Origin of the sequence: Pseudomonas mercuritolerans, assembly GCF_025706525.1 — a bacterium.
Lineage (GTDB): Bacteria > Pseudomonadota > Gammaproteobacteria > Pseudomonadales > Pseudomonadaceae > Aquipseudomonas > Aquipseudomonas mercuritolerans.
Map to the genome: position 1 here is coordinate 113,432 of NZ_JAMSHA010000001.1, position 21,009 is coordinate 134,440.

27 protein-coding genes are annotated in these 21,009 nt (G+C 59.0%); 18 read left to right on the forward strand and 9 right to left on the reverse strand.

Features of this window, described 5'->3' with window-relative positions; translation table 11 throughout:
* Positions 1–118 precede the first annotated feature (118 nt).
* Positions 119–1,702, forward strand: coding sequence for a sensor domain-containing diguanylate cyclase (locus ND528_RS00475; RefSeq protein WP_263469326.1), 1,584 nt, complete (start codon positions 119–121; stop codon positions 1,700–1,702).
* Positions 1,703–1,705: 3 nt separating this feature from the next.
* Here ND528_RS00475 and ND528_RS00480 read toward each other — a convergent pair whose 3' ends face one another.
* A complete protein-coding gene (locus tag ND528_RS00480) occupies positions 1,706–1,942 on the reverse strand; it encodes a hypothetical protein (RefSeq protein ID WP_016774354.1) in 237 nt (78 codons plus the stop codon).
* 163 nt (positions 1,943–2,105) lie between these two features.
* On the opposite strand from ND528_RS00480, the gene tspO reads away from it, so the two are divergent.
* From tspO to ND528_RS00495, 3 genes are all read left to right on the forward strand, one after another.
* On the forward strand, positions 2,106–2,549 hold the full coding sequence (gene tspO, locus ND528_RS00485) for a tryptophan-rich sensory protein TspO (protein WP_041480509.1): 444 nt from the start codon (positions 2,106–2,108) through the stop codon (positions 2,547–2,549).
* Complete coding sequence (locus tag ND528_RS00490) at positions 2,546–3,529, forward strand: alpha/beta hydrolase (RefSeq protein WP_263469327.1); 984 nt, start codon at positions 2,546–2,548, stop codon at positions 3,527–3,529. The genes tspO and ND528_RS00490 overlap by 4 nt, the downstream gene beginning before the upstream one ends.
* A gap of 222 nt (positions 3,530–3,751) precedes the next feature.
* Positions 3,752–4,003, forward strand: coding sequence for a DUF2790 domain-containing protein (locus tag ND528_RS00495; RefSeq protein WP_016774351.1), 252 nt, complete (start codon positions 3,752–3,754; stop codon positions 4,001–4,003).
* Positions 4,004–4,073: 70 nt separating this feature from the next.
* Here the strand turns inward: ND528_RS00495 and ND528_RS00500 are convergent, their stop codons facing one another.
* Positions 4,074–5,000, reverse strand: coding sequence for a LysR family transcriptional regulator (locus ND528_RS00500; protein ID WP_256821765.1), 927 nt, complete (start codon positions 4,998–5,000; stop codon positions 4,074–4,076).
* 211 nt (positions 5,001–5,211) lie between these two features.
* Between ND528_RS00500 and ND528_RS00505 the strand changes: the two genes are divergently transcribed.
* The 3 genes from ND528_RS00505 to ND528_RS00515 are packed head-to-tail and all read left to right on the forward strand — an operon-like array spanning position 5,212 to position 7,994.
* Complete coding sequence (locus ND528_RS00505; RefSeq protein ID WP_263469328.1) at positions 5,212–6,648, forward strand: NAD-dependent succinate-semialdehyde dehydrogenase; 1,437 nt, start codon at positions 5,212–5,214, stop codon at positions 6,646–6,648.
* Between the two features lie 10 nt (positions 6,649–6,658).
* Complete coding sequence (locus ND528_RS00510) at positions 6,659–6,991, forward strand: carboxymuconolactone decarboxylase family protein (RefSeq protein WP_110599182.1); 333 nt, start codon at positions 6,659–6,661, stop codon at positions 6,989–6,991.
* A 1-nt stretch (position 6,992) separates the two neighbouring features.
* Positions 6,993–7,994, forward strand: a complete 1,002-nt coding sequence (locus ND528_RS00515; protein ID WP_263469329.1) for an NAD(P)H-quinone oxidoreductase — start codon at positions 6,993–6,995, stop codon at positions 7,992–7,994.
* A gap of 66 nt (positions 7,995–8,060) precedes the next feature.
* Here ND528_RS00515 and ND528_RS00520 read toward each other — a convergent pair whose 3' ends face one another.
* Complete coding sequence (locus ND528_RS00520) at positions 8,061–9,071, reverse strand: zinc-dependent alcohol dehydrogenase family protein (RefSeq protein ID WP_137213348.1); 1,011 nt, start codon at positions 9,069–9,071, stop codon at positions 8,061–8,063.
* Between the two features lie 157 nt (positions 9,072–9,228).
* Here ND528_RS00520 and ND528_RS00525 point away from each other — a divergent pair, with 157 nt between their 5' ends.
* Complete coding sequence (locus ND528_RS00525) at positions 9,229–10,143, forward strand: LysR family transcriptional regulator (RefSeq protein ID WP_130912866.1); 915 nt, start codon at positions 9,229–9,231, stop codon at positions 10,141–10,143.
* Between the two features lie 38 nt (positions 10,144–10,181).
* Here the strand turns inward: ND528_RS00525 and ND528_RS00530 are convergent, their stop codons facing one another.
* The 3 genes from ND528_RS00530 to ND528_RS00540 all read right to left on the reverse strand — a co-directional run bounded on the left by ND528_RS00530 (position 10,182) and on the right by ND528_RS00540 (position 11,249).
* Complete coding sequence (locus tag ND528_RS00530) at positions 10,182–10,574, reverse strand: carboxymuconolactone decarboxylase family protein (RefSeq protein ID WP_408005026.1); 393 nt, start codon at positions 10,572–10,574, stop codon at positions 10,182–10,184.
* 70 nt (positions 10,575–10,644) lie between these two features.
* A complete protein-coding gene (locus tag ND528_RS00535) occupies positions 10,645–11,031 on the reverse strand; it encodes a MerR family transcriptional regulator (RefSeq protein ID WP_263469330.1) in 387 nt (128 codons plus the stop codon).
* Positions 11,028–11,249 (reverse strand): hypothetical protein, encoded by a 222-nt coding sequence (locus tag ND528_RS00540; RefSeq protein WP_263469331.1) that lies wholly within the window; start codon positions 11,247–11,249, stop codon positions 11,028–11,030. The genes ND528_RS00535 and ND528_RS00540 overlap by 4 nt, the downstream gene beginning before the upstream one ends.
* Positions 11,250–11,312: 63 nt before the next feature.
* Here ND528_RS00540 and ND528_RS00545 point away from each other — a divergent pair, with 63 nt between their 5' ends.
* The 5 genes from ND528_RS00545 (at position 11,313) to ND528_RS00565 (ending at position 15,366) form a co-directional block, all read left to right on the forward strand.
* The gene (locus tag ND528_RS00545; RefSeq protein WP_122610110.1) at positions 11,313–11,669 is read left to right on the forward strand and encodes a metalloregulator ArsR/SmtB family transcription factor; all 357 of its coding nucleotides are present in this window, start codon (positions 11,313–11,315) and stop codon (positions 11,667–11,669) included.
* Between the two features lie 24 nt (positions 11,670–11,693).
* Complete coding sequence (locus ND528_RS00550) at positions 11,694–12,977, forward strand: arsenic transporter (RefSeq protein ID WP_130911028.1); 1,284 nt, start codon at positions 11,694–11,696, stop codon at positions 12,975–12,977.
* A gap of 16 nt (positions 12,978–12,993) precedes the next feature.
* The gene (locus ND528_RS00555) at positions 12,994–13,464 is read left to right on the forward strand and encodes an arsenate reductase ArsC (protein WP_263469332.1); all 471 of its coding nucleotides are present in this window, start codon (positions 12,994–12,996) and stop codon (positions 13,462–13,464) included.
* A gap of 46 nt (positions 13,465–13,510) precedes the next feature.
* Positions 13,511–14,224 carry an arsenical resistance protein ArsH gene (gene arsH, locus ND528_RS00560; RefSeq protein WP_263469333.1) on the forward strand — a complete coding sequence of 238 codons (714 nt, stop codon included), beginning with the start codon at positions 13,511–13,513 and terminating at the stop codon, positions 14,222–14,224.
* Positions 14,225–14,292: 68 nt separating this feature from the next.
* The gene (locus ND528_RS00565; protein WP_263469334.1) at positions 14,293–15,366 is read left to right on the forward strand and encodes an ArsO family NAD(P)H-dependent flavin-containing monooxygenase; all 1,074 of its coding nucleotides are present in this window, start codon (positions 14,293–14,295) and stop codon (positions 15,364–15,366) included.
* Positions 15,367–15,394: 28 nt separating this feature from the next.
* Here the strand turns inward: ND528_RS00565 and ND528_RS00570 are convergent, their stop codons facing one another.
* Positions 15,395–15,946 (reverse strand): arsinothricin resistance N-acetyltransferase ArsN1 family B, encoded by a 552-nt coding sequence (locus ND528_RS00570; protein WP_073475408.1) that lies wholly within the window; start codon positions 15,944–15,946, stop codon positions 15,395–15,397.
* A 297-nt stretch (positions 15,947–16,243) separates the two neighbouring features.
* On the opposite strand from ND528_RS00570, the gene ND528_RS00575 reads away from it, so the two are divergent.
* The 4 genes from ND528_RS00575 (at position 16,244) to ND528_RS00590 (ending at position 19,499) form a co-directional block, all read left to right on the forward strand.
* Positions 16,244–16,576, forward strand: coding sequence for a hypothetical protein (locus ND528_RS00575; protein ID WP_130911024.1), 333 nt, complete (start codon positions 16,244–16,246; stop codon positions 16,574–16,576).
* A gap of 189 nt (positions 16,577–16,765) precedes the next feature.
* Positions 16,766–17,590: an oxidoreductase gene (locus ND528_RS00580; protein WP_130911023.1), complete on the forward strand. Its 825-nt coding sequence runs from the start codon at positions 16,766–16,768 to the stop codon at positions 17,588–17,590.
* A 284-nt stretch (positions 17,591–17,874) separates the two neighbouring features.
* Positions 17,875–18,816, forward strand: a complete 942-nt coding sequence (locus tag ND528_RS00585) for an AraC family transcriptional regulator (RefSeq protein WP_263469335.1) — start codon at positions 17,875–17,877, stop codon at positions 18,814–18,816.
* A gap of 53 nt (positions 18,817–18,869) precedes the next feature.
* A complete protein-coding gene (locus ND528_RS00590) occupies positions 18,870–19,499 on the forward strand; it encodes a DUF3885 domain-containing protein (protein ID WP_263469336.1) in 630 nt (209 codons plus the stop codon).
* A gap of 7 nt (positions 19,500–19,506) precedes the next feature.
* Here the strand turns inward: ND528_RS00590 and ND528_RS00595 are convergent, their stop codons facing one another.
* Positions 19,507–19,962 carry a GNAT family N-acetyltransferase gene (locus ND528_RS00595; protein ID WP_263469337.1) on the reverse strand — a complete coding sequence of 152 codons (456 nt, stop codon included), beginning with the start codon at positions 19,960–19,962 and terminating at the stop codon, positions 19,507–19,509.
* 132 nt (positions 19,963–20,094) lie between these two features.
* Between ND528_RS00595 and ND528_RS00600 the strand changes: the two genes are divergently transcribed.
* Positions 20,095–20,508 carry a PaaI family thioesterase gene (locus tag ND528_RS00600; protein ID WP_122699100.1) on the forward strand — a complete coding sequence of 138 codons (414 nt, stop codon included), beginning with the start codon at positions 20,095–20,097 and terminating at the stop codon, positions 20,506–20,508.
* An 11-nt stretch (positions 20,509–20,519) separates the two neighbouring features.
* Here the strand turns inward: ND528_RS00600 and ND528_RS00605 are convergent, their stop codons facing one another.
* The gene (locus ND528_RS00605; RefSeq protein WP_130911018.1) at positions 20,520–20,978 is read right to left on the reverse strand and encodes a winged helix-turn-helix transcriptional regulator; all 459 of its coding nucleotides are present in this window, start codon (positions 20,976–20,978) and stop codon (positions 20,520–20,522) included.
* Positions 20,979–21,009 lie beyond the last annotated feature (31 nt).

The following is a 21,009-nucleotide window of genomic DNA, read 5'->3' on the forward strand; positions in this document are numbered from 1 at the left end:
GGCATGACTTTGAACGATCCAATGGCCGCCGCCTGACCATGCCAATAAATTGAATCCCCAGTGGAAAAGGATGGTCATCTTTCAGTAGATGAGAGATGACAAGCATAAGGATCTTTGAATGCTCGGTCGTAAAATGCCCGAAACCAAGGGGCATGACGCCGCAGAAACGGCTCCCATCAAAGCGGCAAGTGATATCGCTGCCTTCCGCCTGACCGTGATTTTCCTGCTGACGGTCATTCTGGCGTTTCTCGGTGTGGAAGGATGGCGCACCTGGCGTGACTATCATGCGGCCTTCTCGTCGGCGCGCGATTCGGTCACCAACCTCGCTCGCGCAACCGCGCAGCATGCCGAGGACGCTATCCGCCAAGTGGACGTATTGACCGCCGCCCTGGGCGAGCGCGTTGAAGGTGACGGCTTGCAAAACATCGACGTACCACGCATCCACAAGTTGCTGGTCCAGCAAGCCAAGTTGATGCCGCAGCTGCATGGGCTGTTCATCTACGGCCCGGACGGGCACTGGATCGTCACCGACAAGGAAAACATACCGGACCCGGCGAACAACGCCGACCGCGATTACTTCCAGTATCACCGCACTCACACCGATCGCAACGTGCGCATCGGAGATGTCGTCACAAGCAAATCCACCGACGACCTTATCATCCCGATTTCCCGCCGCTTGAATAACCCGGACGGCTCCTTCGCCGGCGTGCTGCTGGGGACGATCAAGGTCAGTTATTTCGTCGACTATTACGGCGATTTCAAGATCGACGACAAGGGCGCGCTGGTACTGGCGTTGCGCAACGGAACCATTCTCGTGCGTCGCCCCTTCATCGCTTCAGTAATCGGTCAGAGCCTCGCCGACAGTGAGGTGTTCAAGAACTACCTGCCCATTTCCAACCAAGGGATCGCCGAGGTGAAAGCCATCGTCGACGGCACCGAGCGCTTGTATGGCTACCGCGCGCTGAGCACGTACCCACTGGTGGTGGAAACCGGACTTTCGCGCGAATCGATCATCGCGCCGTGGCGCTGGGATCTGATCAAAACCGGGTTTGTGCTGTTGTCGGTAATCATCGCATTCACGGTCTTCGGCTTGATCGTCTTGAGACAACTGCGCCAGCGAATGGTGATGGAAAAGGATTTGCGTCGGGCACACCAAGCCATGAAAGACATGGCTCTGACCGACAGCCTGACCGGTCTGGCCAACCGTCGGCGGCTGGACACTGCACTGCTTGACGAGATTCGCCTGGCAAGACGGCAAGGTTCGTCAATCTCGCTGATCATGCTCGACGTCGATCATTTCAAACTCTACAACGACAGCTATGGGCACGCGGCAGGTGACGATTGCCTGAGCGCCGTTGGCCAGGCGATTGCGCATGCGGTAAAAAGACCGGGAGATCTGGCCGTGCGCTATGGCGGCGAGGAGTTTTCCGTGTTGCTGCCCAATACCGATCTTCGTGGAGCAGCGCTTGTCGCTGAGGAAATTCTCGAGGCCATTCGATCCTTGAGGCTCGAGCACAGAGCTCATCCGCTGGGCCACGTCACCGCCAGCGCGGGTATTGCGGTCGGCAAACCCGCCGAACAGGAGGTGAGCCCCGCCATGCTGATCGATTCGGCCGACAAGATGCTTTATGCGGCGAAGCAGCACGGCCGGGATCGTTATTGCAGTGGCGGGGACAGCGGCTTGGAATGCGATGGACCGTGAAGGTCAATTGGTCCGGCTGACCACCCGGATATGTGTAATCCCTACCCGCTCGGCCTGCTCGAGAATCTGTTCTGGCGTCGAATCCGCCGTGGGCATGACCAGGCTGTTTTCCGCATCGCCCAGATGCAGTTCCAGCAGATGCATCGCCGCGTCGTGCTCGGCCAGTTGCGCTTCCTTGAGTTCGAGCAGATAAGTACGAGGCTCGCCATTGAAACGGTATTCGATGTGATAGGTGTACATGATGTCGTCCGCGTCGGTGGGAAAAGGCAGTGTTTATCCTGACGCGACGGTCAGCTTTTAGTTCAACCTGACTGCCATTTTGCGTTTGCAAACAAACTTTTTGCGCAGCGAAGCGTCCTCTTCTTAACTCTCCATAACAGCTGATCACAGCTAAGGACTGGCAATGACCTTTTTCATCTTCCTTCTAGCCTGCGCGGCGGCGGCAACCACTGGCGTGATGTTCAAACCCGGCCCGTGGTACGAATCCCTGACCAAACCCTCCTTTACCCCGCCCAACTGGGCCTTCCCGGTAGCGTGGACGATCATCTACCTGCTGCTGGCCTGGGCCGGTTATCGCTTGAGCCTGATCCCCGGCAGCCAAACGGTGCTGGCTTTGTGGGCCGCGCAAATCGCCCTGAACACGCTGTGGACGCCGGTGTTCTTCGGCGCGCATCAGGTGCTGGCGGCGCTGGTGATTCTGGCGGTGCTGTGGGTGGTGGTCGCGGTGATGGTCGTGCTCGCACTGCAACTGGACGTAGTCACCGGGCTGATTCTGTTCCCGTACCTGGCGTGGCTGTGCGTTGCGGCGGCGCTGAACTGCTCGATCCTGATGAAGAATCGCCTGTGAGCGATTTTCCGTGGCCACAAGGCGAGCGCGAGCTGGCGCAGGTTCGCGCGTTCAACAAAAAGCTCGCCTGGCTGCCGCGTTTCAAGATTCGCAATCGCCTTACCCCGAGGTTGATTCAGGCGTTGCTGCGGGCGGGTCAGCTCGGCGGCGACGGCAAGCTGCGCCAGCATGGGCTGAGCGCCGAACGGAAGATCATCGACACGGTGCCCGTGCGCATCATTCGCCCCAAGGGCAAAGCCAAAGGCGTGGTGCTGGATTTCCATGGTGGCGGCTGGGTGATCGGCAATGCGCAGATGAACGACAACTTCAACATCGCCATCGTCAACACCTGCGACGTGGCGGTGGTGTCGGTTGATTATCGGCTGGCCGTTTCGACGCCGATCGAGGGCTTGCTGGAAGACTGCCTGCGTGCCATTCGCGGCATCTTGAACGATGGCGAATTTGCCGGACTGCCCGTAGTCGTCGTCGGTGAATCGGCCGGCGGGCATTTGGCGGCCGCCACCCTGCTCGCGCTCAAATCTTCGCCGCAACTGCTGCAACGGATCTGCGGCGCGCTGCTGTATTACGGCGTCTACGACCTGACCGGCACGCCCAGCGTGCGCGCCGCGCCCGCCGAAACTCTGGTGCTCGACGGCCCCGGCATGGTCGAAGCGTTGCGCCTGCTCACGCCGGACATCAGCGACGAACAACGACGCCAGCCACCGCTGTCGCCGCTGTACGGCGATTTCAGCGGACTGCCACCAGCGCTGCTGTTTGCCGGCGACCTCGATCCGCTGCTGGATGACACGCGGCTCATCGCCGAGTGCTGGCAACACGCGGCGCCGGTGGAGATGTACGTGCTGCCGGAGTGTCCGCATGGCTTCATCCACTTCCCCACCGCCACTGCAGACCATGTGCTGGCTTACAGCCGCAAGTGGATTTCGGCACGAGTGGCAAGCTACTCAGCGAAATCCGCCGAAATCAGCCCAGTGCTTTCGTAGCTGCCGATTGCATGGCGAGCCGTAAAAAACCCAGATAAGCAAAAAGGCGCCCTCACCGGCGCCTTTTTTGTTTGCGCTGAACCCTGCGCGATCGTTCACCCCATGCCGATTGTGGCTCAAACCGTAAACAGTCTTTACCCGATCCGCGCCTGTTTCCCCCGCCAGCCGCCGCATAGAGTTTGTTCCAGCAGCACACTCAACTTCAGCAAAGGAACATCTTCCATGAAAGTCTCAATGCTCGTCCTCGCACTCTTCGGCTTCAGCTCGGTGGTCATGGCTCAGGAATCGACTACCACGCCACCAGTCGAGCAATACACCTACGCCAGTCACCTCGACGTCGCCAAAATCATCTCGGAAGATCCCGTGCCGGATGTCTGCGCTGTAGTGCCGGTGCACATGACTTATCAGGATTCCCAAGGCAAACAGCACATCCTGCAATACGAGGTCATGGGCAGCGGCTGCAGCAACGGTTGATCTGGCCAATACCTCGCACACCCATTGCGTCTCAGAGTTGGCTCGCTGAGACGCAAATGCCTTTACCGCTTCAATCGATAAGCGCCTGAGCAGTGCTCGCCAACTGCGCGCCGACCCGGGTTTTCAAGGTATCGATGAATCGAGTGATCTTCGCATCGACAAACTGGCGAGACGTGTAGACCGCGTAAACATTGCGCTCATAGGTGTGGTAATCGGGCAGCACCCGCACCAGCCTGCCGGTACGCAAATCATCGATCGCCGTGAAGCCTGCCAACAGACCAATCCCCGCCCCTTCGCGAATGGCCACGGCCATTGCGTCCATATCGTTCACGCTGAAACTCGGCCCGCTCGGGATGAACGTCGCGTCGCCCGCCTTGCTTTTGAGCTGCCATTCATCGCGCACGTAATCCACGGTACCGAGCAGCAGGCATTGATGATCGCAAAGCTGCTCCGGCGTTTCGGGTGCGCCATGCCGCGCCAAGTATTCCGGGGAGGCCACCAGTACACAGTGACTGACGCCGATCTTCTGGCTGACATACGCCGAGTCCGGCAGCGTTCGCGCGATCAGAATGGACACGTCCAACTGATCCTCAAGCAGATTGGGCATGCGTTGGGAGAGCATCAAATCGACGGTCACTTCGGGAAACGCCTGGCGATATTCCAGCACCGCGCCGGTCACCAGTTGCCGCGCCAGTCCGGGCACGCAGTGCACCCGTAACGTCCCTCGTGGTTGCAAGGCGGCATTGCTCGCCTCGGCTTCGGCGCTTTCCAGGTCAGCGAGAATCTTCACGCAGCGTTCATAAAACCGCCGGCCCGCATCGGTCACCGAGAGACGCCGGGTCGAGCGTTGCAACAGGCGAGTGTCGAGCACGTTTTCCAACGCCGAGACCGCACGCGATACGTTACCGACGGTGGAGTCGAGATGGTTGGCCACGGCAGTGAAACTACCCATCTCGACTACCTTGATGTACACCGACATGTTTGAAAGTTTGTCCATCCTGATCGTCCTGTAGACCTGCCACTCACTGCGGATAACGTCGGATCCTACACGCTCGCTCCTGGGATCGATATTACCTTCTGGGACAACAATGATTCCCTCGTGGCCGGCTAAATCAAACGGCACGCCTTCCATAGACTGGATTCCACGGGACGCCTGAACCACTGCGTACAAGGCGCCGAATGAATCCTCAACCATGAAGGCGACATCCATGAACACTCCTTACGATCCGCTCTATCTCTTCATCGGTGGTCAATGGCTTACCGCCCAAGACCGCGCGACCGCTGCCGTAGTCAACCCGGCTACCGGCGACGAAATCGGCCAGGTGCCACTCGCCACCGCCCAAGACCTGGATCACGCCCTCGAAGTGGCCCGACTGAGCTTCGACCAATGGCGTCAGACCGTGCCGGACCAGCGCGCAAAAATCCTCAAGCGCGCCGCCGACCTGATCCTCGAACGCGCCCCGCACATCGCTGCGCAAATGACGCTGGAAGAAGGCAAGCCACTGCGCGAAAGCCTCGATGAAGTGACCCGTGCGGCGGAATATTTCGAGTGGTTCGCCGAAAGCGCACGACGCATCGACGGCCGTGTCGTCCCGGCCAATCGTCCGGGTGTACTGCAACTGGTCAAACGCCAGGCAATCGGCCCTGTGGCAGCGTTCACACCGTGGAATTTCCCGGCCATCACCCCGGCGCGCAAGCTCTCGGCAGCGCTGGCGGCCGGTTGCAGCGTGGTGCTCAAGCCCGGCGAGGAAAGCCCTTCCACCGCTCTGGCCCTGGCCCGGGCGCTGGACGATGCCGGTTTGCCCAAAGGCGTCCTGCAAGTGGTGTTCGGTGTGCCGGATCAAGTGTCCAGCCATTTGATTGCCTCACCGATCATTCGCAAAGTGACCTTCACCGGTTCGGTGCCGATCGGTCGGCTGCTCTCGGCCCGCGCTGCCGAAGGCGTCAAGCCGATCACCCTGGAACTGGGCGGCCACGGCCCGGTGCTGGTGTTTGCCGATGCCGACATCGAAAAGGCTGCTGTGGAAGGCGTCGCCAATCGCTTTCGCGGCACCGGCCAGGTGTGCATTTCCTCGACTCGTTTTCTTATCCAGCGTGAGGCCTACGCCGAGTTCGTCGAGCGCTTCGTTGCTGCCACCAAGGCACTGAAAATCGGCGATGGCATGGATCCGCAGACCCAGGTCGGCCCTCTGGCCAACCCACGGCAACTGGCGAAGATGGAGCAACTGATCGCCGACGCCGTCGAGAAAGGCGCGCGGGTGCTGGCCGGTGGCGAAGCGTTGCCGGGCGCGGGCTTCTTCTTTCAGCCCACCGTATTGGCCGATGTGCCAATGAATGCGCGAGTCATGCACGAAGAACCCTTTGGCCCCATCGCGATACTGATGCCTTTCGATGAGTTGAGCGACGGCCTGCAAGAAGCCAACCGCCTGCCCTACGGCCTCTCGGCCTACGCGTTCACTTCCAATGCGCGCACCGCGATCGACGTCGCCGATGGCCTGGAAGCCGGAATGATCGGCATCAACCAGTACCGCATCGTCGCCACCGAACTGCCCTTCGGCGGCATGAAAGAAAGCGGCCACGGTTCTGAAGGCGGCATCGAAGGCATCGAGCACTACCTCACCAACAAATTCATCAGCCAGGTTTAAGGGGATTTCCATGTCGACTATCGATTTCAGCAGCCCACGCGAAGCCGCGCGTGCCTTCACCCCGAAACTGGCGCAATTCGTGGACTCAACGCTGTACCCGCAGATCTGGAGCGACCCCGCCTTGTCACCCCGCGAGCGCAGTCTGATCACTGTCGCTGCGCTGATTGCCGGCGGCCACTGTGAAGAATTGCCCGCGCACCTGCGCCGCGCTGTCAGCAATGGCGTGAGCCATGAAGAGTTGTCGGCGGCGATCACTCACCTGGCCTTTTACGTCGGTTTCCCGGGCGCCATCACCGCCTCGGCCATCGCCAATGCCACCCTTGCCGACACGGAGCAACGCTGAGATGAAAGCCATCAACCTGAAAGCATTCGGCTCGGCAGAAGTGCTGCAACTCGGTGAAGCGCCCAACCCTGAAGTGCGCGCGACCGACCTGCTGGTGCGTGTCTATGCGGCCGGCGTGAACCGTGCCGACCTGACCCACCGAACCGGCGGCTACGGCCATGCGAACTTCGGCGACTCGCTGATCATCGGTCTGGAGATTGCCGGGGAAGTGATCGAGACCGGCAGCGAGGTGAGTGGATTCGCCGTCGGCGACCGGGTAATGGGCGTGGTCGGTGGCGGCGCCTACGCCGAACTGGCGCGCATCGACTACCGCATGGCCATGCCGATTCCGGCGCAGCTCGACTATGTGCACGCCGCGGCGATTCCCGAAGTGTTTGTCACCGCCCACGAAGCGATGCTGCACCTGGCCCGACTCAAGTCAGGCGACTCAGTGCTGATTCATGCCGCCGCCGGCGGCGTCGGCTCCGCTGCCGTGCAACTGGCCTACGCCACAGGCGCCACGGTGTACGCGACCACCGAGGGCGGCAAGCTGTCACGTGTTGAACACCTGGGCGCCGACGTGGCCATCGACTACAAGACCGAGGATTTCGCCGCAGTCATCGCCGACAAAACCAACGGGCGCGGCGTCGACGTGATCATTGATTTCATCGGCGCTCCCTACTTCGCCCGCAACATCGCCTCGCTGGCCCACGGCGGCCGCCTGGTCCAGGTCGGCATTCTTGGCGGCGGCGGCAAGGTCGACGTGGAGCTGGAGCACATCCTCTACCGGCACCTGCAAATCATCGGCACGGTGATGAAGTCACGCACTCAGCCGGAGAAGCACGCGATGATCCAGCGCTTTCGCGACCACTGGCTGAAACGCTTCGCCGGCGCTGCGAGTCTGGAACCGGTGGTGGACAGCATCTTTCCGTTGTCCCGCGCAGCCGATGCCCATCGGCGGATGGAGTCTTCGCAGAATGTCGGGAAGATTATTCTGACGATGCAGCCCGAGGATTTGCGTTAAGACAGACATAAAAAAAGGCCAGTCAGTTGAGCTGACTGGCCTTGGTTTGTCTGACGTTTTCGCTGATCAGCTCACCTTGATCACAATCTTGCCAAACGCCCCTTTCGCCAGATGCTCATAGGCCTCACGCGCCTGTTCGAACGGATACACATGGTCGATCACCGGCCGAATGTCGTGCTCGGCGAGGAACACGTTCATCCGGTCGAACGATGAACGCGGTGCCACCGCGATGCCGCGAATGGTGGTCTGGCGGAAGATCAGCGGCATCAGGTTCAGCTCGACGGTCTGCCCTGTCAGAAAGCCAATCTGCGCTATCCGCCCCGAAGCCTTGGTCGCTGCTACCGACTGATTGATGCCATTGCCTCCCGCCACATCAAGGAGCAGATCCACACCCTTGCCCCCGGTGAGTTTCAGCACCTCGTCCGCCCAGTTCGGCGTGCTGCGGTAATTGATACCGGCGACCGCGCCCAGACGTTTTACCGCGTGCAGATTGTCATCGCTGCTTGAGGTAGCGATGACTTTGGCGCCCAGCGCGGTGGCGATCTGCACGGCGAAAATCGATACGCCGCCGGTGCCCTGTACCAACACGGTCTGCCCCGGTTGAATAGCGCCGAAATCCACCAGCGCGTACCACGCAGTCAGTGCGGCGATAGGCAGCGTCGCCGCCTCTTCATCGCTCATGTTGGCCGGCGCGCCGACGGCGCTGTCCTCGTGAATGATCATGTACTCGGCGAGGCCACCGGGCAGCGGCGAACCGAAGCAATAATCCGGCTCGTTCGGCCCCGGCTCGCCATCCAACCAGCGCGAGTACAGATGTGAATTGACGCGGTCGCCAACCTTGAAACGAGTAACACCGGCGCCGATTGCAACTACGGTACCGGCGGCATCGCTCACCGGAATCAGCGGTTTCGGCACCAGGTGCGGCTCGTAGATACCGTCAACGATGGCCTTGTCACGAAAATTCAGCGAGACCGCGCCGACCTTGACCAGCAGCTCGCCAGCCTTGGGCTGCGGGGTTTGCGTCTCGCCCAGTTGCAGATTGTCGAGCCCGAAATCTTTCAGTAACCACGCTTTCATGATGTGTCTCCAAATGCATTATTGGCCGCAAACCCTCAGGGGGGTTGCCTTGGGGCCATGATTGGCTTTTACATCAGCGCAATAAATGCTTGGAAACAGACAGGATTGTTCTATTCTCAGGCAACAAATACAGATACTGAAGCTCACCGGAAAAGTCATGGAATTACTGCAATCGATGCGCCTGTTCGCCCGACTGGCGGAGCTGGGCAGTTTCACCAAAGCCGCTGAGTCGCTGGACATCGGCCGGCCGCAGGTCACTCGCTATATTCAGGAACTGGAAACATCGCTGGGCGTGCGCCTCTTCCAGCGCACTACCAGGAAAGTCGCACTCACCGCCGAGGGTGAACTTTTCTATCAGCGGGTCCAGGAAATTCTGGCCGAGATCACCGCCGCCACCACGATGTTCGATCGCACCGGAGCCACGCTGTCCGGCCGCCTGCGCATCGACATTCCCACTGCGTTCGCGCAACTGGAATTCATCAAGAGCCTGCGCGAGTTCACCGCCACCTACCCCGGCATCGACATGGTGCTGGGCGTCACCGATCGTGCGGTTGATCTGGTCGGCGAAGGCATCGACTGCGCGCTGCGCATCGGCGAGCTGCCCGACTCAACGCTGATCGCCCGCCCTATCGCCCTGGCGACCATGGTCACCTGCGCCGCGCCCGAATACCTGCGGGAGCACGGCACACCCGAAACCCTTGCAGACCTGACGAACCATCAAGGCGTGAACTTTCTCTCGGGCCAGAACAACCGCACCTTGCCTTGGCAGTTTTCAGTTGAGGGCAAACAGAAAAGCTATGTCAGCCGCAAAGGCATTACCGTCACCGAGTCGAACGCTTACGTGCAGTGTGGCGTGTCGGGCTTCGGCATTATCCAGGCGCCGGGCATCGCGGTCGCCGAGCATTTGGCTAGCGGTGCTCTGGTGGAAATTCTGCAACCGCTGCGCCCGCTGCCTCGGCCGGTATCGCTGCTGTACCCGAGCCGCACGCATTTGCCGGCGCAGGTGCAGGTGTTTATCGAATGGCTGCAGGTGCGGTTTGTGCAGTTGTATGCGGGGTGGGTGGAAGGTTGAATCTGGCTTTATCGCGCAGTTTCTGCAGCGTGCTGCACCTAGGATTTGACACTGATCCCGCGAGCAGCAAAGACTTCACGCGCAGCCGTTATTCCGTTCAAGGCGCTGGGAAACCCTGCGTATACGGTCATTTGCAAGATCACATCGACCACCGCCTCCGGTGTGCACCCGACGTTCATGGCACCGCCGATATGCACTTTCAGTTGTGGCTGGGCGTTGCCCAGTGCGGTCAATGCCGCAACGGTTGCCAGCTCACGAGTGCAGTGATCTAGCCCGGGGCGGGCGAAGACATCGCCGTAGGCAAAACTCAGAATCCAGTCCGCAAGCTCTGGAGCAGTATCCTTCAATGAATCGACCACTGCCTGACCAGGTCCGCCAGTGATCTGCGTCAGAGCGGCTTCTCCGCGCGCTCGACGATCAGTCATCTCCACCGGCGCTGCCACACTGGTCACGCTTGCGCCAATCAGTGTGGCGGACAGCAAACGATTGAGACCGGGAAGTTTACGGATCATGGTGATGCTCCTTTTGCTCGAGTTGGTGGTAGATCTGAATCTTGTTATCCAGAACCTCCAGGGACTGGCTCAACTGGCTGATCTGCGCTTGCACGTCCCGGCGATGCTGCTCGAGAAGTTCGCGGCGTTCTGCCAGGGTCGAGTCGCCTGATCGACGCAATTCGGCATACCGCAGCATTTGCTGGATCGGCATTCCGGTCGCCTTCAGCCGGAGCAGAAACTCGGCCCACAGCACATCCTTATCGGCGTATACCCGGTGGCCATTGCCACCGCGCCCAACCGGGTCGAACAGCCCGATGCGCTCGTAATAGCGGATCGTGTGAGCGCTCAAATCAAGGCGCTTGGCCAACTTTGAAATTGTCAGTTCTGAATTCATGTCATCACCGTAAAGGTTTGAGTGCGCTCTAAGTCAATGGCTATTTTCCATCGAGCAGAATCAGGCAAATCGCGGGCAATATCCGTGCGGTCCGCCGCTATCAGTCTCGACGGTTCAACCGCTGTTATATTCGCTTTACCAGATATATGCTTATGCGTATATTCGGTCATCCGTATCCATTGCCCGGCAATCATCCCGCCGCCTTTCATCCTACGCATCACGACATCCGCAAACGCATCAGGCTCTTCGTTTTGGTCAAGACAAAAGCATCTGGAGGACGAATGACAGAACCCATGACCCCCACCACCTTGTTCAAGTGCCTGGCCGACGACACCCGAGCCAAAATTTCCCTGCTTGTCGTGAGCCAAGGTGAACTCTGTGTATGCGAGCTGACGGCAGCGCTCGACCTGAGTCAGCCGAAGATTTCTCGTCATCTGGCGCTGCTGCGCTCCGCCGGTTTGCTGCTGGATCGTCGCCAGGGTCAATGGGTGTACTACCGAGTCAATCCTGATTTGCCCGCGTGGGTGGCTGCAGTTTTGAAGGAAGTGGTAGACGCCAATCAGCAATGGCTGGAAACCGAGGCCAAGCGCCTGTGCGGCATGAGCGACCGTCCGATCAACCAAGCCGTGTGCAACTGATTCACGCCCAACCGGATTAATGAAATGCTGATTGCCGTATTGATCTTTATCGCCACCATCGTCCTTGTCATCTGGCAGCCCAAGGGACTCGGGGTTGGCTGGAGTGCGACGTTCGGCGCCATCGTGGCGCTGCTGGCAGGCGTCGTTACCCTTGCAGACATACCCGAGGTCTGGCGCATCGTCTGGAATGCCACTGGGACATTCATCGCGGTCATCATTATTAGTCTGTTGCTTGATGAGGCAGGCTTTTTCAAGTGGGCTGCATTGCACGTGGCTCGGTGGGGAGGCGGAAGCACCCGCAAGCTGTTCGCATTTATCGTCCTGCTGGGTGCGGCTGTATCGGCACTGTTCGCCAACGACGGAGCGGCATTGATCCTCACTCCCATCGTAATCGCGATGTTGCTGGCGCTGCGTTTTTCTCCCGCCGCGACGTTGGCGTTCGTCATGGCCGCTGGATTTATCGCAGATACGGCGAGCTTGCCATTTGTCGTTTCCAACCTGGTCAACATTGTTTCTGCCGACTACTTCAATATCGGCTTCAACGAATATGCTTCGATCATGGTGCCGGTAAACATCGTCAGCGTGGCGGCGACACTAGCCATGCTGCTGTGGTTTTTCCGCAGAGATTTACCAAAGACCTATGACCTCAACCAACTGGACAACCCGGATGACGCAATCCATGACCGTGCCACTTTCGTAGCCGGCTGGTGGGTGCTGGCACTACTGCTGATCGGCTTCTTTGTCATTGAGCCATTGGGGGTTCCGATCAGCGCCATTGCAGCGATCTGTGCATGCATTCTCTATGTCATCGCGGCTCGTGGTCATGCCATCAACACAAGCAAGGTGCTCAAAGAGGCGCCATGGCAGGTGGTGATTTTTTCTTTGGGTATGTACCTGGTTGTTTATGGCCTGAAGAACGCCGGCCTTACCGACCACATCGCGCAGATCCTGAACGTGTTCGCCGGTTATGGCGTTTGGGGCGCGTCCCTTGGTACAGGACTGCTGACAGCATTGCTGTCTTCGATCATGAACAACATGCCCACCGTTCTGGTAGGCGCCTTATCCATTCATGCCGCCGAAGTCGACGGTGTAGTCCAGCAAGCGATGGTTTACGCCAACATCATCGGCTGCGACCTGGGCCCGAAGATCACCCCGATCGGGAGCCTGGCCACGCTGTTGTGGCTGCACGTGCTCGCCCGGAAAAACATAACGATCAGTTGGGGTTACTACTTCAAGACCGGGATCGTGCTGACCTTGCCCATTCTCGTCGCCACATTGTCCGCCCTGGCACTGCGCCTAAGTTTCTGAATCAAGGAATCGTCTGATGAAAATCCTGTTCATGTGCACCCACAACAGCTGCCGCAGCATTCTGTCCGAGGCGCTTTTCAACCACTCGGCGCCCGAGGGTCTAGAAGCCATCAGCTCGGGAAGCTTTCCCAGTGGCCGGGTGAATCAACGGGCACTGCAAACGCTGGAGGCGGCGGGCGTCTCCACGGCGGGCTTGAGCAGCAAGGCTTCGGATGCTTTTGAGGGCTCGCCTCCCGACATCGTCATTACCGTCTGCGATCGCGCTGCTGGAGAAGCATGCCCGATCTTCTTCGGCCCAGCCTTGAAGGCGCATTGGGGGCTGGCCGACCCGTCCGAGGCTAGCGGGTCGGAAGCCGAGATCACCGCTGCATTTGAAAGCACACTGGGCAAAATCCAGGAACGCGTGAATGCATTTCTTGCACTGCCGCTCAAGACCCTGAGCCCTGACCAACTGCAAGCTGAACTGAACCGCATCGGTTCGCTTTAAAGATCAACCGAGGCGGCGCCCCTCCACGCGCCGCGCAGGAGTTCATATGCAAGACACATTGCCGAACGTACACGCCGACCTGATCGACATTCCTACGCTGGAGCAGCTGTCTCCTCGTAATCCTTCGCAGCATAAACCTCGCATTCTGCTGTTATACGGATCGACGCGGGCACGCTCATTCAGCCGTCTGGTCACGCAAGAGGCGGCACGCCTGCTGAATGAGTTTGGCGCCGAAACCAGGATCTTCGACCCTTCGGGTCTGCCGCTGCCTGATGACGCACCCGACACCCATCCCAAAGTCGTGGAGCTGCGCGAGCTGATGCAATGGTCAGAGGGTCAGGTGTGGTGCTCTCCCGAGCGTCACGGCTCCATGAGTGCCGTGTTCAAAGCGCAGATCGACTGGGTTCCGCTGGCACTGGGCGCTGTACGACCTACGCAAGGCAAAACCCTTGCTGTGATGCAGGTCTGCGGCGGCTCGCAGTCCTTCAACGTGGTCAATCAGTTGCGGGTACTTGGCCGCTGGATGCGGATGTTCACCATCCCGAACCAGTCCTCCGTGGCCAAGGCGTTCACCGAGTTCGATGAAGCGGGTCCCATGAAGCCTTCTTCGTACTACGACCGCCTGGTGGACGTGATGGAAGAATTGATGAAGTTCACGCTTCTCTTGCGCGATCGTCAGGATTACCTGGTTGACCGTTATTCCGAGCGCAAGGAATCCGCCGAAGAGCTGTCCAGACGAGTCAACCAGCGTTCGATTTGATGCCTGTGTGGGGCAACGGTATGAGCGCACCACGATCTTTCACAAGTTGAGGCCGTTGAGCCTGGAGGATGCTGGTGAGTCAGAATTCGAAACTTGATGTCGTGGTCATTGGTGGTGGCCAATCCGCGCTGACTGTCGCTTATTTTTTGAAGCGCACAGGCTTGTCTTACGTGCTGCTGGATGCCGAGCCGGGACCAGGAGGCGCCTGGCGGCATGGCTGGGATTCGCTGCGGCTCTTCTCGCCGTCAGCATGGAGTTCGATTGCAGGCTGGCCGATGCCGGCCCTGTCCGAGGGGACGCCCGGGCGGGACGACGTTGTCCAATACCTGACTCAGTACGAGCGCCGGTATGACTTCCCCATCATCCGCTCCACGCGGGTGACCCGTGTCGAAAAGATCGAAGGCGGCTTGCGTGTTATCTCAAAGGACAAACACTGGGACGCCAAAGCGGTTATCAGTGCAACAGGCACCTGGAGCCGCCCGTTCGTACCGGACTATCCCGGCCAGGCATTGTTTGCAGGCAGGCAGCTTCATTCCGCTCATTACGTCGGGCCGAACGAGTTTGCGGGTAAAACCGTCCTTGTCGTCGGTGGCGGCAACTCGGGCGCCCAGATTTACGCCGAGGTCTCCAAAGTGGCTCAGGCAACCTGGGTTACGCAACAGGCCCCAACGTTTCTACCTGATGAGGTGGATGGACGCGTCCTGTTCGAACGCGCTACCGCTCGACTGAAGGCGCAGCAGGATGGCGTGGAGCCTCAACAGCCCGTTGGAGGACTGGGCGACATCGTCATGGTGCCACCGGTCAAGGAAGCTCGCGAACGCGGTGTATTGAGCGCGGTACGGCCGTTCACGCGTTTTACTTCGACAGGGGTTGTGTGGTCATCGGGGATCGAGACAAAGGTGGACGCTGTCATCTGGTGCACCGGGTTTTCTCCGGCGCTCGACCATCTGAACAGCCTGAATATTGTAGGCCGGGATGGCAAAGTGGCTGTGAACGAAAACCGGAGTGTCGCGTTGCCCGATTTATGGCTGGTGGGTTATGGCGACTGGACGGGGCTCGCTTCTGCCACATTGATCGGCGTAACCCGCACCGCCCGGGATGTAGTCAGGCAAGTGCAAAGCTATCTCACTGGCGGAACCTGATTGCTCGCGCCGACAAATTCGCGCGAGCTTACTGTGATGCGACTTCAAGCTCGGGGAAGATGATTGGCTCCAGCGGTGGAGTCGCCTGGTTCAGGCCGAGTCGCCAGTAGCCGACATCGTGCCATTTTCCAAGCTTGAACCCTACCTCCGGGTACATGCCGATTTGGGTGAATCCTAGTGACTCATGCAGGCCCACGCTGCCTTCATTTGGTTGCGCGATCCCAGCGTAGGCTGAGTGAAATCCCTGCTTTTCGAGAATCGAAAGCAAGGTCCCGTAAAGTTCTCGGCCGACGCCCTGACGACGAACTGATTCTGCGATGTACACGGTCACATCAACGGCCCATCGGTAGGCCGGACGTGCGCGATGCTGACTTGCGTATGCATAGCCTTTGATCTCGCCCTGCTCTTCAGCCACCAGATAGGGATAAGTCTGAAGCGTCTTAGTTATCCTATGCGCAATTTCCGTAATGCTCGGCGGTGTTTCTTCGAAAGAGATCGCAGTATTCAGAACGATTGGGGCATAAATGCGCTGGATGGCATCTGCATCGGTTGCCGCCGCCGTACGGATATTCAAAGCCATGGAGGATCGTCCTTGAGACCAAGCCTGAACCTTAGCTTTTCCAAGCCACTTTTCAATATCAACGAATGCAATATCGGTATTCAGTGTCGGAATCACAGCTTGAAGCCTGAAGGTCGGTAGTCTGTAAAATCATCTTCAGCGAGCAGAATCAGGCAAATCGCCGACAGTATCCGCTTAACGCCGACACCGCCCTGCCCCCTAATCTGAACCCATGCAGAACACACCACTGCAACGGGTTAACCAGAGACTGATCTGAACGACCCGGACCTCAATCGAAATTTGACCGGAGTCACCGCCATGAAAACTGTAAGCCAACTGATCGCTATCGCCACCTTCGCCCTCAGCGCAAGCGCATTCGCCGTACCGAGTAATCAGGAAGAACGTTTCTTCACCCAGGTCAGCGAACCACAGCAGACTGTTGCTGCCGATGGCTCGGAACGTACGCCGCAGGGCCAGGCTCTGGCTGAAAACGGCCGCAACCGCCTCGAGGAACAAGGCCTGGTTGAAGACGGTCATGACAAGACCCCACAAGGCCAGGCCATCGCTGCCGACGGCTCAGACCGCACCCCACTGGGTGAGGCCCTCGCCGCTGATGGATCGGACCGTACACCGGGCCGTCGCGCAGCATAAGTGCGTGTTGCCGAGACAGGAAAAGTCCTGCGGGTATGAGACCTGCAGGACTTTTCCGTTTTTTGAGGCAAGACCTGATCGAAAACTCTATTGATAGGAACAGGCAATACTTCGATCCGATTCGGCATCGTCCGCCAGCGTTATCCGCCCTAGCATGGCCTCTCCAATTGCCTGCTGGAGTACAGATCCATGAAGACCCTTTTCATCACCGGTGTCAGCAGCGGCTTCGGCCAGGCGCTGGCCAAGGAAGCGCTCGCTAAAGGTCACAGGGTTATCGGCACAGTGCGCAGTGAATCCGCTCTGGCAGCCTTCGAAGCGCTGTCGCCCGAGCGCGCGCATGGGGTGGTGCTGGACGTTACCGAGTTCGATGCCATCGATGGGGTGGTTGCGGCTGTGGAGGATCGTCACGGCCCGGTGGACGTGCTGGTCAACAACGCAGGTTATGGCCATGAGGGGATTTTTGAAGAGTCATCGCTGCAGGAAATGCGCCGCCAGTTCGACGTCAACGTATTCGGCGCGGTGGCGGTGACCAAGGCTTTCGTCCCGTATTTCCGCCAGCGCCGCGCGGGGCATATCCTCAATATCACTTCGATGGGCGGCCATATCACCATGCCCGGGATCGCGTATTACTGCGGCAGCAAGTTTGCGCTTGAGGGGATCTCCGACACCTTGAGCAAGGAGCTTGCGCCCTTCAATATTTTTGTCACCGCTGTGGCGCCGGGGTCATTTCGCACCGACTGGGCAGGCCGTTCGATGCAACGCACGCCGCGTAGCATCAGTGACTACGACGCAAGCTTCGATCCGGTGCGCAAGGCCCGGGAGGAGAAAAGTGGCCATCAGCTGGGCGATCCGCAGAAAGCTGCACGGGTCATGCTGACGATCATCGACAGTCCAAACCCGCCGGCTCATCTGCTATTGGGCAGTGATGCGCTGGCGCTGGTGCGTGACAAATTGCAGCGCACGGCGGAGAGTATTGAGCAATGGGCAGCGCTTAGCCGTTCGACGGATGGCTGAAAGATCAAAAGCACCCTCACCCCAGCCCTCTCCCGGAGGGAGAGGGAGCCGATCGCGGGTGGATTCAACTCCTGAGCCTGCCTCGAAGATTTCCGCAGGGCTTATTACTCTAGAACAGCGCGGTCAGCATTCGGCGCGATATTTCAGGTCGGCAGATCCCGATCAAACACCACGGTCAGTCCCCTCTCCCTCTGGGAGAGGGCTAGGGTGAGGGCTCTGTCTGATACCCCGCCAATCAGCCAGACAGGTTCAAACCCGCCTTTTCACAAGGAAACCCACAGCCCATGCCGAAACCGAAAGACCCTATCACAGCGCGCATGGTCCAGTTAATGAGCCAGCTCGCCCCGCTGGAGGGTTACAACCTGAGCCCGCTGGACGATGTGCGTTTCCTGCGTTCCAACCGACCGCTGACCCGCACGCCGGTGTTGTACGAACCGGGCATCGTGATCCTTTGTCAGGGGCGTAAACGCGGCTATCTCGGCGATGAAATCTACGTCTACGACGCTCAGCATTATCTGGTGGTGTCGGTGCCGGTACCCTTCACCATGGAAACCGACGCCAGCGAAGCCGAGCCAATGCTCGCGGTGTACGTGCGCCTGGATTTCGCTTTGGCTGGCGAGCTGATTCAGCAGGTCGATGAACTGTGGGATTTCCCCAGATCCCAACCGATGGGCATGTACGCCTCGCCGCTCGACGAACCGCTGCGCCGGTCAACCCTGCGTTTTCTTGAAGTGATGAGCGACGATGCCGACGCGCAAATCCTCGGCCCGGCGATGCTGCGCGAACTCTACTACCGTATCCTCACCGGCGAACAAGGCGGCACCCTGCGCGCCGCCATCGCCCAGCAAGGTCAGTTCGGCAAAGTGACCCGCGCCATCCACAAGATCCACAGTTGCTATAACCAACATCTCGACGTAGAAACCCTGGCCGAGGAAGCGCAGATGAGCGTGCCGAATTTTCATTTGCACTTTCGCAAGGTCACCGATTCCTCGCCGATGCAGTACCTGAAATCGACGCGGCTGCACCAGGCGCGATTGCTGATGCTGCGCAACGACCTGACCGCGGCAAAATCTGCGTTTCTGGTGGGCTACGAAAGCGCCTCGCAATTCAGCCGCGACTTCAAACGCCTCTTCGGCCGCACACCGCTGGCGGAAGTGGCGTGGATGAAACAAGCCTATGCGCTGCCGGCACCGACGACTGCTTCGCCGTTTGTGTCGTCGCACTGACTTTACCCGCGTCTTGAACAAACAGAAATCCTCATCACCTTGAAGGCAAGAAAGTGAATCTGAGAGCTGAGATCGAAAACGCATTTGGACCCCAGGCATTCGCCCGCCCGCTTTTCTATTCCTGGCCCGGAGGATTGCGTTTCGAACTCTCCGAAACGGGCGGAATGATCGAGCAATTCCTGACCGCTATGCGCAAATCCATAACCATCTGCGGCGACATTTTCCAGGGGGACGCATCGTTTGTCGCATGCCTGCGCATTCATTCCGGTCGCAATCGATTCGCCCATCGCAGCACTCTTCGCGCCCTTAAATCTGCTGGCATCGACACTCCATCAGCGCTGTGCATCTGGAGCGAAGAAATAGATAACGAGGAATGGTTCAGTGAGGAAGAGCCGGAATACTGGGTCAACGTCGCCTTCGAAGCGTCTGCCGCCCGCATTCAAGCATTACTCTGGTGCGCATTGGCCAAGGACTTCGGTGCTATCCAACCGCGTGGGAACTGTGCTGTCTACCTGTTCAATCTGCCCAAGCGAGTCATGGTCTTTCCCTATGACGACAGAGGCATGGACGTGGTTGGAGCCAACACCGAACTACTTTTGCAGCTTTATCAACGACATCATGCCTGGTTGCTCGACCATGACCGGGCAGCGATGGAAACCACATTCGGCAGGCTTAAACGTTAGGTGAACGCTATCGTTTCAACTTCTTCGCCATGATGATCGTGCGCTCCGTCTGATGAAACTCATCTCTGATTTTCTTGAAGCCGAGCGAAGCATAGAAGCCTTCTGCGGTGACTGAAGAAGGAACGCGCAGCAAGTTGAAACCTGCGTCCATGGCGAGTGATTGAATGCTCTTCATCAGCTGGCTTCCGACACCCATTCCTTGAAAGTCCGGGTCGACAAATACGCTTCGAACAACGTCTCCATCAAGACTTGCCGTTGCGACGATTTGACTGTCGAGCGTAGCGACCAGCACCTGACGCTCAGACAACAAGCAAAGGATCTTCGAGGGCGAAAAACTTTTAATCACTCGATCAATGATTTCGGGTGGATAGTCGCGAGCATTGCTCTCACGGAGCGTCTTGATGATCGTCTCACTGATAGCCGATGCATCCGCATCTTTCGCAATGTGAATTTGAATATCCATCACGTAGCTCCTTGCTGGTCAGTTCCGTGTACAGCACTTATCGCAGCAAATTCCCCATCCGCATAGTGCTTGCCCCTTCCTGCGATTCCCCGCTCAATCGCACAGGTCAGCCACCTGCATCAGGATGGGATCATGAACACCACGGCCATTCCCGAAGGTTTCACTCCATTGACCCGCAGCAGTCCGTTGCTGGATCTGCTCGGCCCGATCTACGCCAGAGGCCACGGGCTGCAATTGGAACTGGGCTTGCTGACCGACTCCCGCCACGCCAATGGTCGCGGCACTTTGCATGGTGGTGTATTGGCGACTTTGGCCGATGTCGGCATGGGCTACGCCATGGCCTTCTCCAGCGATCCGCCGCAGCCATTGATTACGGCGAGCATGACCCTGGATTATCTCGGCGCGGTGCAAATCAACGAGTGGCTCGAAGTGCGTCTTGAGCACTCCAGAAAAGGCCGCCAATTGGCGTTTGCTGGCGTCAGTCTGCACGTCGGTGAGCGAACGGTTGCGCGCGCCAGCGCCGTCTTCGCCGTGCCGCTGAGCTGAAGCGCGAAACCTCAGTCTGACGCTTCAGAATCATCCCGCGCTGGAACAGGAATTTGCCATGAGGGTTTCTTGCCGATCTGGCTATCGAACGTGCGTCGCGCTTGGCGGAAACCCTCGACGTTTTCCACCACCCAAGTCCAGATCGGCGACATCCGCACCAGCAAGCCCATGCCCAATGGCGTCAGCTCGTACTCGACGTGCGGCGGCACCTGGTCGAGCTCGCGCCGGGTCAGCAGGCCGTCGCGTTCCAGCGCACGCAGGGTTTTGGTCAACATGCGCTGAGTCACGCCGGTCATCTGCCGTTTGATCTCGGCGTGACGCATCGTGCCGTAGACCCCCAAGGCATGCAGGATGCCCAACGACCAGCGACTACCGGCGTGCGCAAGCACTTCGCGGCGCACGCCATCATCGTCTCGTCTGAGCGTCTGGCAGATTGCTTCTGCCTCACTGAGCGCTTGCTGATCAGTCATTTCTTCACCTGGTATCACGCGTGTGCCTTCT